The sequence below is a fragment of the Chryseobacterium sp. CS3K3.1 genome, assembly GCF_059515165.1.
On record NZ_JCAKRV010000003.1, the window covers coordinates 79,929 to 92,989 of the forward strand.

At 37.1% G+C, this 13,061-nt stretch carries 11 protein-coding genes; 8 read left to right on the forward strand and 3 right to left on the reverse strand.

Annotation, left to right across the window (positions count from 1 at the left end; translation table 11 throughout):
• The first annotated feature begins 148 nt into the window (after window positions 1-148).
• Window positions 149-2,413, forward strand: coding sequence for an FUSC family protein (locus AC5YGI_RS04310; RefSeq protein ID WP_330747213.1), 2,265 nt, complete (start codon window positions 149-151; stop codon window positions 2,411-2,413).
• On the opposite strand, the gene AC5YGI_RS04315 is transcribed toward AC5YGI_RS04310, so the two are convergent.
• Window positions 2,394-3,008: a 4'-phosphopantetheinyl transferase family protein gene (locus tag AC5YGI_RS04315; RefSeq protein ID WP_110011775.1), complete on the reverse strand. Its 615-nt coding sequence runs from the start codon at window positions 3,006-3,008 to the stop codon at window positions 2,394-2,396. The two genes, AC5YGI_RS04310 and AC5YGI_RS04315, sit on opposite strands and share 20 nt — an antisense overlap.
• A gap of 192 nt (window positions 3,009-3,200) precedes the next feature.
• A complete protein-coding gene (locus AC5YGI_RS04320) occupies window positions 3,201-3,719 on the reverse strand; it encodes a pyridoxamine 5'-phosphate oxidase family protein (protein ID WP_496167610.1) in 519 nt (172 codons plus the stop codon).
• Between the two features lie 167 nt (window positions 3,720-3,886).
• Here AC5YGI_RS04320 and ahcY point away from each other — a divergent pair, with 167 nt between their 5' ends.
• From ahcY to AC5YGI_RS04350, 6 genes are all read left to right on the forward strand, one after another.
• Window positions 3,887-5,200 carry an adenosylhomocysteinase gene (gene ahcY, locus AC5YGI_RS04325; protein WP_330747216.1) on the forward strand — a complete coding sequence of 438 codons (1,314 nt, stop codon included), beginning with the start codon at window positions 3,887-3,889 and terminating at the stop codon, window positions 5,198-5,200.
• A gap of 102 nt (window positions 5,201-5,302) precedes the next feature.
• The gene (locus tag AC5YGI_RS04330; RefSeq protein ID WP_496167611.1) at window positions 5,303-6,100 is read left to right on the forward strand and encodes a hypothetical protein; all 798 of its coding nucleotides are present in this window, start codon (window positions 5,303-5,305) and stop codon (window positions 6,098-6,100) included.
• Window positions 6,101-6,221: 121 nt separating this feature from the next.
• A complete protein-coding gene (locus tag AC5YGI_RS04335; RefSeq protein WP_496167612.1) occupies window positions 6,222-7,019 on the forward strand; it encodes a hypothetical protein in 798 nt (265 codons plus the stop codon).
• A 322-nt stretch (window positions 7,020-7,341) separates the two neighbouring features.
• Window positions 7,342-7,734: an inner membrane protein YiaA gene (gene yiaA / locus AC5YGI_RS04340; RefSeq protein ID WP_089790546.1), complete on the forward strand. Its 393-nt coding sequence runs from the start codon at window positions 7,342-7,344 to the stop codon at window positions 7,732-7,734.
• A gap of 340 nt (window positions 7,735-8,074) precedes the next feature.
• Window positions 8,075-9,634 carry a BspA family leucine-rich repeat surface protein gene (locus tag AC5YGI_RS04345; RefSeq protein WP_330747221.1) on the forward strand — a complete coding sequence of 520 codons (1,560 nt, stop codon included), beginning with the start codon at window positions 8,075-8,077 and terminating at the stop codon, window positions 9,632-9,634.
• A 16-nt stretch (window positions 9,635-9,650) separates the two neighbouring features.
• Window positions 9,651-11,210 carry a BspA family leucine-rich repeat surface protein gene (locus AC5YGI_RS04350; RefSeq protein WP_330747222.1) on the forward strand — a complete coding sequence of 520 codons (1,560 nt, stop codon included), beginning with the start codon at window positions 9,651-9,653 and terminating at the stop codon, window positions 11,208-11,210.
• Between the two features lie 50 nt (window positions 11,211-11,260).
• Here the strand turns inward: AC5YGI_RS04350 and purE are convergent, their stop codons facing one another.
• Window positions 11,261-11,764 carry a 5-(carboxyamino)imidazole ribonucleotide mutase gene (gene purE, locus AC5YGI_RS04355; protein ID WP_330747223.1) on the reverse strand — a complete coding sequence of 168 codons (504 nt, stop codon included), beginning with the start codon at window positions 11,762-11,764 and terminating at the stop codon, window positions 11,261-11,263.
• A gap of 255 nt (window positions 11,765-12,019) precedes the next feature.
• Here purE and AC5YGI_RS04360 point away from each other — a divergent pair, with 255 nt between their 5' ends.
• Window positions 12,020-12,928: a DMT family transporter gene (locus AC5YGI_RS04360; protein ID WP_277695299.1), complete on the forward strand. Its 909-nt coding sequence runs from the start codon at window positions 12,020-12,022 to the stop codon at window positions 12,926-12,928.
• The last annotated feature ends 133 nt before the right edge of the window (window positions 12,929-13,061 follow it).

Below are 13,061 nucleotides of genomic sequence, written 5' to 3' on the forward strand. Positions count from 1 at the left end.
AATTGTGATAGGCGAATCATTCATATGTTTCATCTGTCAATTTATTTTAAATAATACTACAGCTCAATTAAAAAAAATATAATATTTAAGTTAATAAAAGTCTCTTATTTATGGCAATTTTCTTAAATTCAATAGCTATTTTTGTAATATGAACTATTCGGCGGAACTAAAAAAATTTGTAACCAGTCAGTATGTATATTCTGCGATCAGAATTACATTAGCTACTGTTCTGCCTTGTTTAGTCCTCGCCCACTTCGGGATTTTAAAAGAATATTTTCTTTTCCCTCTCGGAACCAGCTTTGTAGCCCTTACCGACCAGCCCGGTCCTTTTATCCGAAGAAGAAATGCTCTTACTTTTGCGATCTGCTGTTTTGTCTTTGTAGCACTTATTGCCAGTCTTGTGATGAATATTAAAGTACTGGTCATTCTGGAAGTCATTGTCTTCGGGATGTTTTTCTCCCTGATCGGCGTGTATGGCCAGAGATTAGCTGCTGTAGGCTCATTATCCCTTGTGGTACTCGCCATCTTTATTGACGGGCATCTTACGGGAAGCAATATTTTCAAAAGTCTGCTGATATTTGCTTCCGGCTGTATATGGTTTCTGCTTATATTCCTTATTGTAACCACCATCCGTCCTTATAAGCTGGCAAGCCAGATGATTGGCGAAAACTATCTTCAGCTGGCTGAGTTTTTAAAGATCAAAGCCAATTATTATCAGAAAAATCCGGATTTCAATAAGCTGACCACTCAGGTTATTGCCAAGCAGATTGAAATAAAAAACCTTCAGGAAGATACCAGAGAAACAGTTTTCAAAACCAGAACAATCGTCAATGAATCTACGACCACCAGCCGCTTATTAATGCTGATGTTCCTTAATTCGATGGACCTTCATGAAAAACTGATGACCTCGGAAAGTGACTATCAAAAATTACAGCAGAGTTTTGAAGACAGTATGATCCTGGTGAATATCCACGATTATCTGAACCTTCTGGCGGAAGAGATCACCAATATCGGAATCGCCCTGCAAAGTGGTACCAGAGCCAGGTCGATGTTTAATCTGGAAGAGGAATTAAAAAACTTAAATTATAATTATTTCGAACTCAGAAATAAACAGCTTTCTCCCGACAATCTGGAAAATTTCATGATCCTGCGCCAGATCCTGATGCGTATCTATGAAATCACGAAAGAAATCAACGAGATCTATAAAGTATTTTCACAGGATATCAAACTGGCGAAAAGTTTATCTACAGGGTTGGATCTTAAGAAATTCATGCCCAATGAACCTAAACTGAATGCTAAGGTTCTGAGAAATAATATTTCATTATCATCTTCCCATTTCCGTCATGCCATAAGAATTACAACAGCTTTACTGCTGGGATACGTTTTTTCTATGTTTGATTTTCTGGGACTGGGACACACGTATTGGATCTTAATTACCATTACAGCCATCTTAAAACCGGCCTACTCTATTACAAAGCAGAGAAACCTGCTGCGTCTCTATGGAACCATTGCCGGAGCAAGTATTGCGTATGCCATTCTGTATTTTGTCCATATTAACGGCGTTTTATTTGCTATTCTGCTTATTAGTATGATCATGTGTTTCAGCTTTTTGAAAGGACGGTATTTCTGGGCGGTATTATTCATGACGATTTATGTATTCCTCAGCTTTAATTTCTTAAACCCGGGGAAAGTCAATGTTATTTTTAAAGACAGAATCCTGGATACTGCTATTGCTGGGATCATTGCCTTTGCCGTGTCATATATTGTACTGCCGGTTTGGGAACATACGCAAAACCTGGATCTGATGAAGAAATCTGCCGCGGACAACCTTATCTACTTCCAGAGTGTGATTTCCAAATTCTTACAGGGAAATTTCGATCTCGAAGATTATAAGGTAAAGCGAAAAAATGCCATCATTTCTTTGGCTAACCTTTCCGATAATTTTCAAAGAATGATTTCTGATCCTAAAAATCAGCAGAAAAAACTGGAAGTGGTACACCAGTTTGTGGCAACATCCCACCTGATTACTGCCTATACGGCTTCCCTATCCCAATATGCAAAAAGTAATGAGCAGTATCCTGAAATAGATGCTGAAAGCTGGAGCAGAAAGATTGAGGCCGAAATGCAGCAAACCTCTACTCTTCTCAACGGAAATGATATTAATGAAACCCTGAAAATGGAAAGCCGCCTTGAGCCGGAAGATTCCTCCATTGAAGATATGCTCCTGAAAAGAAAAACAGAGATTGAAGAAAATGAAATTATTGACCGAAGAGATCCTGATAAAATTTCACATTTAACCGAGCTTAAAAATATCCACGATATTCTGGAGCTGATCTATGATGTCGCAAAGGAACAGAGAAAAGTGATCGAAAAATATAAAAACGAAACTGAGCCTACTCCTCCACAATCGTAAAGCAGTAATCGTCAAAGAATTCTACCCTGGCTTTGAATTCATCTGAAAACTGATCGTCATATACCCGGCAGCTTATTTTATGAAGGTGCTTCAGCTCAAAAGGTTTTACTTCATAGTTTTTCTTTAAAGACCAGTATTTTGAGTGATGAATTTTGTACATACTTTCTTTTACACTCCATATAATGGTATAGAAAGTATCTGCTTTGTCTTCCGGAATAAATCCACGCTCATTTTCATAGGTAAATTTATCAATCACCCTTAAAATCTTAGGATTGAATTTTTCAATATCAATTCCTATTTTATTTTTAGAAACAGCAATCGCCGCAAAAGGAAAAGAGTGCGTAATAGATATTTCCGCATCGTAGGGAGAAAGAAAAGGCTCTCTTTCTTTGTATAAAATTTTAGAATTGGGTTTTAATCCTTTCAGAAGCTTGCGCACCATCAGAACTTCCAGCAATTTTTTAGGATGATAATCTTTTACTTTTTCCGCATTTTCCGGTTCAAGAAGTTCATTGATATCAAGTTCTTCACTTTCATCATACTTCCAAACCAGAATGGTGGCATTGTCATCTGAAAAATCTCTGTAGAGGGGCATTCTTTTTTTATTGGACAAAAATAGTGAAAAGATGCGGAAGTTGAAAGGAATGGAAGAGGGGTGCTGGAAGATGGAAGTTACTATTCGTGGTAAAAAGAATTTTCAGACCCAAGAATCCGTTGAGGAAAAAACAGACTCTTTGTTTCCTTAATCTTTATAACTTCCAGCTTCCTTCTCCCAGCTTCCAGCTAATTACTTAGACTGATGATTCGCATCATTTCTGTGCTCTACAATTTCGAGTTTCGAATTTACAAAATACGCACTTCCGAAACCATTTACATAAGATCCTTTTAGAGGTTGCAATGCAATTAAAATAAAATCTCCCATTTCGGAAATTACCTCTACTACTTTGCCGTGAGTTTCTCTAAGTTTCCCAACAACAGTATTCCATACTTCAGAATCTCTTTCGATCTGAGAAGTAGCTGCTTCAAGGGTTAAACGTTCGCGCGCATAGATCTGCTTGGTTGCCGATTCGTCTTCAATAAACATAATAGATGTTTTTCTTCCGGCAGCAAGGTTTTTAGTATGTTTTGCCATGAAAGATACCAGAATATAAAATGTCTGATCAACCTGTACAAAAGGTGCATAGCTTGAATTTGGATTCCCTTCGGCATCAACAGTAGCAAGAATTACACTTTTTGAAGCATTGATCAGTTCCTGTAATTTGGGAGCAACAGGTTTGATTTTCTTTTCTGTATGGGTTTGGTTCATAATATATTTGTTTATCAGATAAAATTAGTTATTTATATTAAGACTAAATAATATTAATCCATGTTTAATCTCATAAAACCGAACTTGGTTTGCCGTTTTTATATCTTAATTATAAATCGTAATTTTGCCTTTCGTTATCAATTGAATTTTAAAACTATTCATTACATATGAGTACTACAACACAATACGTTCCTTATAAAGTTAAGGATATCTCCCTTGCAGAATGGGGTAGAAAAGAAATTACCCTTGCAGAAGCAGAAATGCCAGGTTTGATGGCTATCCGTGAAGAATACGGACCATCTCAGCCGCTGAAAGGAGCAAGAATCGCAGGATGTCTTCACATGACCATCCAAACGGCTGTGCTTATCGAGACTCTTGTAGCTTTAGGAGCTGAAGTTACATGGTCATCTTGTAATATTTTCTCTACACAGGATCACGCTGCTGCTGCTATTGCTGCTGCTGGAATTCCGGTGTATGCATGGAAAGGATTAAATGAAGAGGAATTTGACTGGTGTATTGAGCAGACTTTATTCTTCGGTGAAGACAGAAAACCATTAAACATGATTCTGGATGATGGTGGAGATTTAACAAACATGGTTTTTGATAAATACCCTGAGTTCACAAAGGATATCAAAGGTCTTTCTGAAGAAACCACTACAGGGGTTCACAGACTTTACGAAAGAATGAAGAACGGAACTTTAGTAATGCCTGCCATCAACGTAAATGATTCGGTTACTAAATCTAAATTCGACAACAAATACGGATGTAAAGAATCTGCTGTAGATGCAGTAAGAAGAGCTACAGATGTAATGCTTGCTGGAAAAAGAGTGGTAGTTTGCGGATACGGAGACGTAGGTAAAGGTACTGCTGCTTCATTCAGAGGTGCTGGTTCTATCGTTACTGTTACGGAAATCGACCCAATCTGTGCACTTCAGGCTGCTATGGACGGTTATGAAGTAAAAAGATTAGATACTGTGGTAGACAATGCTGATATCATTATCACTACAACAGGTAACTTCAATATCGTAAGAGGAGAGCACTTCCTTAAAATGAAAGATAAAGCGATCGTTTGTAATATCGGTCACTTCGATAATGAAATCGATATGGCATGGTTGAACAAAAACTATGGTCATACTAAATCTGAAGTGAAGCCTCAGGTGGATATCTATACAATCGAAGGAAAAGAAGTAATCATCCTTGCAGAAGGTAGATTGGTTAACTTAGGATGTGCTACAGGCCACCCAAGCTTCGTAATGTCTAACTCTTTCTCTAACCAGACGTTAGCTCAGATCGAACTATGGAATAACGCTGCAGCTTACAAAAACGAAGTATACATGCTTCCTAAGCACCTGGATGAAAAAGTTGCTGCTTTACACCTTAAGAAATTAAGCGTGGAGCTTGAAACTCTTTCTCCTGAGCAGGCTGAGTATATCGGTGTAGACGTAAAAGGGCCATTCAAGCCTGAGTACTACAGATACTAAGATCTTAACAAAACATGATATGATCCCACTATTGGTAAGATAGTGGGATTTTTTTATGCAGCATATAAAGCATTTCTTATTTTTGTCGCCTAAAAAAATAACATGAAAAAATTCTTATTTCTGGGGCTCGCGGGCTCCGTAATCTTCTTTAACAGCTGCAATAGTAATGATGATAGTGAGGGAAACAATACCTCTTCTAAAGTATTATTAAGCAAAGTCACAATAGTTTATTATGACAATCCATCGCAGCCGCAGACAAGCATACAAACTCTGGAATACAATAATCAGGGTGAACTTATCAAAACATCGTCAGCTTTAGGAACTTCCAAGTTTGAATACAGTAACGGAAAACCAACTAAAACTACATATTATAAACCAGATGGTACGGTAGACTATTATTCAGCATATACTTACAATGGTGATCTGCTTACATCAGTTAAGGCAATCTACACGAATAACCCGGATTATAACAGAACCATTACTTATAATTATAATACCAACGGACAGGTAATTTCTTCATCTCTTTGCCAGTCACCAGCCTGCTCCAACCCCATCGTGGATACTTATACTTATGATGGAAACAATATTTCAACAGAAATTTCAGAAGGTGGAGGATCCAGTTACGGCACAAAAATTGTTTACTCATATGATGATAAACAGAACCCATACATCAATATCAACAAATACTTAAAAATTATGATGGGAGGAGCTTATGCGGTAAGTCAAAACAATTATCTGACGGAAAAAATCAGCTATAAAAGTAATGGAGTCTGGATCCAAAATCAAACCCGAGCTTCCACCATTCAATACAACAGCGCTGGTTATCCTACTGAGGTGATTTCAAAAGAAGCCAACGGAAATCTTTCAGCTCAATATACTTACGAATATATCACTCAATAATAAGACTTTAACTCTCCAAAATTTGGAGAGTTTTTTTTACCTGATATTTTCGTCATCATCTAGACCTGTTTTTATAAATAATGAATATATTTAATCCTTATTTAATAAAACTTTTAAATACATGAAAAAACAATTATTTATCGGGTTGATGAGCTCATTTTTATTCCTCAACTGCAGTAGCAATAATGACGAAAATAATGAACCCAATCCTTCTGATTCTCAAATATTATTAAGTAAAGTCACTACAGTTTATTATACAAGTCCCTCCGGGCCACAAACCAGCATTACAAAATTAGATTATAACAGTCAGAAACAATTACATAAAATTACATCAGAAACCACAACCTCCGTTCTGGAATATGATGGTGCCGGAAAACCTTCAAAAATTACTTACCAGAAAGCAGATGGTACCGTAGCTTATTATAAAACCTTTACTTATAATGGTGATCAGCTTACGATGATCAAGAAAATAGATCCAGATACTCACTATAATACAACAATGACTTATACTAATGGTAAAGTTACTGCTACTTCTACTTGTGAGTCTTCCAGTTGTCCCATCCCGTCTACCATGTCATATACTTATAGTGGTGATAATGTTTCGGAAGAAATTTCGGTTAGTGATGGTATTGGCGGTCCACATACTAATAAAAAAGAATTTTCATATGATAATAAGATAAATCCCTATTCTTTGGTGGGCAAATATTTTAGAATGATTATGGGAGGAGCAGAGTTTTTAAGTCAAAATAATTATACCACAGTAAAAATAAGTGGCAAAGATGGCACTGGAAACTGGAGCCAAATTATGAATTTCACCTATCAGATAGAATATAATAGTAATCAATTGCCAACTCAGGTCATGGTAAAACTGGATAATAATGATTATGCAAAATATACTTACGAATATATCACTCAGTAAAACAAAGCGCTCCATTTTGGAGAGTTTTTTGATGAGCTGATTCCCGCTATCCGCTCATACTCCTCACGCCAGCACCTTCAACCTAAGCGAAGCCGAAGGGCCTCAGCACAAGTTCCGGGGTAACCGCTGCTATCGGGGCTAGGAAAATATAAATGATGAATGATAAATCATAGATAGATTTATATTATTCAACAGGAGCTGCTTAGCCGAAACATAAAACCACTTTATCATTCTATTCAGAATTTTTCCCATATTTTCCCTTTATCAGAGCTCTATTTATAAAAAATGAATATCTTAGCCCTCTTAAACAAAACATTAAACTATGAAAAAACAAAGAGTATCGAATGCATTTGTGGCTGCTTCGTGGGTAGCGTTGGGAGCAGGAATGATAGGCTTTATTGTCGGTCTTGCAAGAGCAGAAATGCTGCTGAATGAGAAAGGATATTATTTCACCATCCTTCTTTATGGCTTATTTGCTGTGGTTTCGTTACAGAAAGCAGTACGTGACAGATTAGAAAACATTCAGGTAACCGATATTTATTATGGAATCTGCTGGTTTGCAACATTATCATCGATTGTACTACTGGCCATCGGACTTTGGAATGCCACCATCCTTCCAAGTGAAAAAGGTTTTTATGCCTTTGCCTTTTTACTGGCTCTCTTCGGAGCCATCGCAGTGCAGAAAAACACCCGTGATAATATGATTCAGGAATAAAGCAAACTCTCCAAAACGGAGAGTTTTTTTATTTACATAAATTCATTAAAATTTATAAAATACTATAAATTTTACATTTAAGTTGAAAATATATTAAGTTTTTTATTATTTTAGCATTGCTTATTTCACAAACTAATGACATGCACGAAAACTTTCACTTTTTTCTCTCTCCATATATTATCATTTCATTTCACAAAAAACACATCCGGTAAAGTCATATAGGAACATGATCATAATTCCATATCCGTTCAGCAACAAGTTAAGACGGATAAGAGGATCTCTCCTCTCCATTATTAAACAATAGCCAAAGACAACAACTAATACCCATAAAATGATAAACATGACTTTAAAAAAAATTCCAACATTATTTTTTTTTATGCTGGTCTTCTTGGTGAAGGCTCAGGATGAATTTATTACTATCTGGAAGCCGGCCTCTACTGTATTACCGGCGGTAAATGTAGATGCTCCCTATCAGGCAACCACACAGCAGATATGGTTTCCCGGAATTGGTGATAATTATGATATATACTGGGAAGAAGTAGGTTACCCGCAACACAACGGCTCACTCATCGACGTAACATCCACAAAACAGGTTCTTATCGACTTCGGTACGTCGATCGCAGAAAAAAATGATGCCAAATACAGAGTGAAAGTTACGAATGGTAACGGAATGTTCAGGCAGATAAAATTCGGAACTGCTCAATTGTTTCCTGGTCCTGAGCAAATCATTCCTATCTGGCAGATCAACGGAAGTTCAGATAAAATACTGGAAATAGAACAATGGGGTAATATTTCATGGACTACTATGAACGGAGCCTTCAGTCTGTGCAGGCTTATGGAGCTTACAGCAACCGATGCCCCCAATCTTAATAATGTGGAAGATGCTTCTTTCATGTTTTATGGCACAACCAGCTTTAAGGGTGCCAGTTCTATGCAAAACTGGGATACATCAAAAATTAAGAATTTCAGTTTTATGTTTTCACTTTTATTTGATACTCCCCCATCAGCAGGGCTGATAGAGCAATTCAACCCGCCTTATCTTGACAGCTGGAATATGTCTTCAGCCACCAACCTCAGCTATATGTTTGGAAACAGAACTGTCTTCAACCAGTCTCTTAATAGCTGGGATGTTTCCAAGGTGACCGATATGAGCTGGATGTTCGGACAGTGTTTAAGTTTTAATCAACGTCTGGATAACTGGGATACCTCAAATCTTGAAGATATGCACTTTATGCTTCACATGATTCCTGTTTTCAATCAGCCATTAAACTGGAATACTTCCAAAGTGACCAATATGGCGCATATATTTCATGGCTGTACATCCTTTAATCAGTCTTTAGAAAATTGGGACATGACTAAAGTAAAGAGAATCGATGATATACTGAATGGTGCAACGAATTACAATCAGCCATTAGGAAACTGGAACTTGGTTTCACTTATTAATGGTGCAGGCTCCTTAACACTGTCAGGACTTAATTGTGAAAATTACAGCAAAACACTCATAGGATGGGCAGACAATCCCAATACAGCGAACAATATCTCATTAGGTTCCTTAACAGTACTAAAATATGCCCCCAATGTATCAGACAAAAGAGATATTCTGATCAACAAAGGGTGGTCATTTGTAGGTGATACTCCAGGAAGCTGCTTATTATCTTCATCGGATATAAAGCTGAATAAAAAAACTCTGCTTTACCCTAATCCTGCTGTAGATGATATTCACATTGATGGAATAGCTGATATTAAGGCATATAAAATTTATGATGCCAGCGGAAGACTTGTAAAAGAAGGAAATCCTAATAATGATATTATCAATGTAAGTACTCTGCCAAAAGGAAATTATATGATACAACTTGTCATGAAAGAAAAAACGGTTTCTTCAAAATTCATTAAAAAATAACCATAAATTTTTCCCTATGCTACTCAGAAATTTTTTGGTAAGCTTTTGTATTACACTGGTATTCATGGCGAAAGCCCAGAATGAATTTATCACGATCTGGAAACCCGCCTCTATAATAACACAGCCAATCACTGTAAGTGCTCCCTATCAGGCAAGTTCCCAACAAATATGGTTTCCCGGAATTGGTGAAAACTACGATATCTATTGGGAAGAAGTAGGATATCCCCAACACAACGGTTCCCTCCTCGACGTAACCTCCACAAAACAGGTTCTTATTGACTTTGGTATGTCGATCGCAGAAAAAAATGATGCCAAGTACAGAGTAAAAGTAAGTAACGGAAATGGCGTTTTTCAACAAATAAAATTCGGAGATGTACAGGAAACTCAGCTTCCGGATCAGATTTTCCCGATCTGGCAGGTCAACGGAAGCGCTGATAAGATACTGGAAATAGAACAATGGGGAAACATTGTGTGGACATCGATGAACAATGCCTTCAGCCAATGTAAACTTGTTCAGATCACTGCTACAGATATTCCCGATCTAAGTAATGTTGAAGATGCTTCTTATATGTTTTATGGTACAAAAAGCTTTACAGGCACAAGCTCCATGCAAAACTGGGATACTTCTAAAGTTAAGCATTTCAGATTCATGTTTGCCCTGATCTTTGACACCGTTATCAGCTCAGTTTCTGATCAGTTCAATCCTCCATATTTTAATACTTGGGACATGTCCTCTGCAACTGATCTCAGTTTTATGTTTGCAGGAAGAGCACATTTTAACCAGACCTTAAACAACTGGAACGTTTCGGGCGTAACTGATATGAAATGGATGTTTGCTCTTTGCCCAAACTATAATCAACCTATGGATAACTGGGATACTTCAAGCCTTGAAGACATTCGTTTTATGTTCCATTTTGACTCTGCTTTCAATCAATCTTTAAACCATTGGAACACTTCTAAAATTACCAATATGGCCCATGCTATTCATGGCTGCACGGCCTATAGTCATTCCCTTGAAAACTGGGATATGACCAAGGTTACCAGAATAGACCAGATTCTTAAGGAAACACCCAACTTTAATCATTCCCTTGCAAGCTGGAATCTTGCCAGCGTTAATAACGGAGCCCAGGCTTTGATGCAGACAGGAATGGATTGTGAAAATTTCAGTAAAACACTGGCAGGATGGGCAGACAATCCTAATACTGCCAATAATGTTGATTTAGACATTGTAGCCCCTTTGACTTATGCTTCCAATGCAACAGATAAAAGGGATCTTCTTATTAATAAAGGATGGACGATGTCTGGTGATACGGTAGGAAACTGTTTATTGTCCTCATCAGAAGTCAGGCTGAATAAAAAACTTTCACTATATCCTAATCCCGCTGTGGATGATATTCATATTGAAGGACTAAGTGACATTAAAAAGTACAGAATTTTTGATGCAAGTGGAAGACTTGTACTGGAAGGAAATCCTAATAAAGAAATGATCAATGTAGGATCGTTACCGAAAGGAAATTATATTTTGCAGCTCATTTTGAAAGATCAGACCATCTCTTCAAAATTCATTAAAAAATAAAATAAAAAGCCTCGCTGAAAAGTGAGGCTTTTATTTTGAGTTGAAATAATTTATTGGTCAAAATGATTTGGGTGCTGTGCTTTAATATCATCCACAGTTCCCAGAACTTTATCTTTTAAGGAATCCTGGTATTTCTGAAGTTTTGCAGCGATTTCTTCATTACCGCTTCCTAAAATTTTTGCAGCTAAAATCCCTGCATTCAAAGCGCCGTTCAAAGCCACAGTAGCCACCGGAATTCCACCGGGCATCTGAAGGATAGATAAAACAGAATCCCATCCGTCTATGGAATTACTGGACAAAATAGGAACCCCGATTACCGGAAGTGTAGTACAGCTTGCCACCATTCCCGGAAGGTGTGCTGCTCCTCCTGCTCCTGCTACAATTACCTTCAGACCTCTTTCCTGAGCAGTTTTTGCATAATCGAACATTCTTTCCGGTGTTCTGTGCGCTGAAACTACTGTTAATTCATAAGGGATATCGAGGCTTTTAAGAAAATTTGCAGCCTGTTCCATAATCGGCAGATCACTCTGACTGCCCATAATAATTCCTACCATCTTCAATTTTATTAGATGTTCAAAGATAAAAAATAAAAATGTAAAGAGGAAAAACTACAAAAAATCCGGGAAACGGTTTATGCTTATAATCCCAAAAATAATTTAATTTTTCAATAGATCTGCCTTTTAAAATGTAAAGAATAAATAAAGATCTTTTTGGCTCAGATTTTTCATCTGTACTCCTATAAATTACAACATCTGTATCCATAACAATTCCTGGGAAAATAGATATATTTGTTGTTACACCACATTAAATTGAAAGATTATAAACTTACACTGGCTGTATGTACCGTTGCTATTGTCTGGGGTACTACGTTTTTATCAATAAGGGTTGCGGTAGAAACAATACCCGCCTGGTTTGTAGCAGGAATACGTCAATTCCTTGCAGCGATTATCATGTTCCTTATTCTTACCTATAGAAAAGAATTCAAATGGATAGGCTGGACAAGCCTGAAATACCAGTTTATCTTCTCTTTATTAATGCTTGTGATTGCAAACGGAATGACTACAGTAGCGGAAGAGGAAGTTACCAGCAGCCTTACTTCACTGATAAGTGCCTGCTCTCCTATCCTGGTATTTTTCGGAAGTATGGCTTTAGGCCTGCAGAAATTCAGCTGGCGGGCTTTTACCGGAGTTGTTCTGTGTTTCAGCGGCATTCTTTTTATTTTCTGGGATGGCATTAATGATCTGAAAAACCCGGATTATGCACTGGGAATATTATTTTTATTCATTGCCATTGCAGGTTGGGCTTCAGGAACTATTTTCACCAAAAAACTGAACATTCAAAGCGGGAATATCTCACTGAACCTCTTTTACCAGTTTGCCTTTGCGGGAATTATCCAGATTATTTTTGCCTTTCTTTTTTCAGAAAACTATAATTTCGGAAACTGGAGTCTGAAAAGTATTTCTGCGATGCTTTATTTATCCTGTTTTGGCTCTGTAGCAGCATTTTTTGCTTTCCATTATGCATTGACCAAAGTTTCACCTGTTCAGGTATCCATATTGGCTTACATCAATACGGTAATCTCCATTTTTTTAAGCTGGCTGATTCTTGATGAAAAAATTTCTGCCAAATTCATCATTGCTGCCATACTTATTATTGTTGGGGTTTTTGTGATCAATTACAATCCGGCCATGTTTAAAAAACAAAGAATCGAGTCGTAAATCAGAAAATATTATTCATTATTTCAACCCGTCTATCCCGCTGCTTTTTAATTTATTAAATAGAATTAAAAGCACATCCGTTATATAGGGATTTTCTATTTCCTTCATTTTTTCTTATATTGTATACTCCAAC

Bases quoted from the DNA above. Each gene is read 5' to 3' on its own strand.
- purE (WP_330747223.1), bottom strand. From the start codon at position 11,764: ATGGTAGGAATTATTATGGGCAGTCAGAGTGATCTGCCGATTATGGAA.
- ahcY (WP_330747216.1), top strand. From the start codon at position 3,887: ATGAGTACTACAACACAATACGTTCCTTATAAAGTTAAGGATATCTCC.
- AC5YGI_RS04320 (WP_496167610.1), bottom strand. From the start codon at position 3,719: ATGAACCAAACCCATACAGAAAAGAAAATCAAACCTGTTGCTCCCAAA.
- yiaA (WP_089790546.1), top strand. From the start codon at position 7,342: ATGAAAAAACAAAGAGTATCGAATGCATTTGTGGCTGCTTCGTGGGTA.
- AC5YGI_RS04330 (WP_496167611.1), top strand. From the start codon at position 5,303: ATGAAAAAATTCTTATTTCTGGGGCTCGCGGGCTCCGTAATCTTCTTT.
- AC5YGI_RS04345 (WP_330747221.1), top strand. From the start codon at position 8,075: ATGACTTTAAAAAAAATTCCAACATTATTTTTTTTTATGCTGGTCTTC.
- AC5YGI_RS04315 (WP_110011775.1), bottom strand. From the start codon at position 3,008: ATGCCCCTCTACAGAGATTTTTCAGATGACAATGCCACCATTCTGGTT.
- AC5YGI_RS04310 (WP_330747213.1), top strand. From the start codon at position 149: ATGAACTATTCGGCGGAACTAAAAAAATTTGTAACCAGTCAGTATGTA.
- AC5YGI_RS04335 (WP_496167612.1), top strand. From the start codon at position 6,222: ATGAAAAAACAATTATTTATCGGGTTGATGAGCTCATTTTTATTCCTC.
- AC5YGI_RS04350 (WP_330747222.1), top strand. From the start codon at position 9,651: ATGCTACTCAGAAATTTTTTGGTAAGCTTTTGTATTACACTGGTATTC.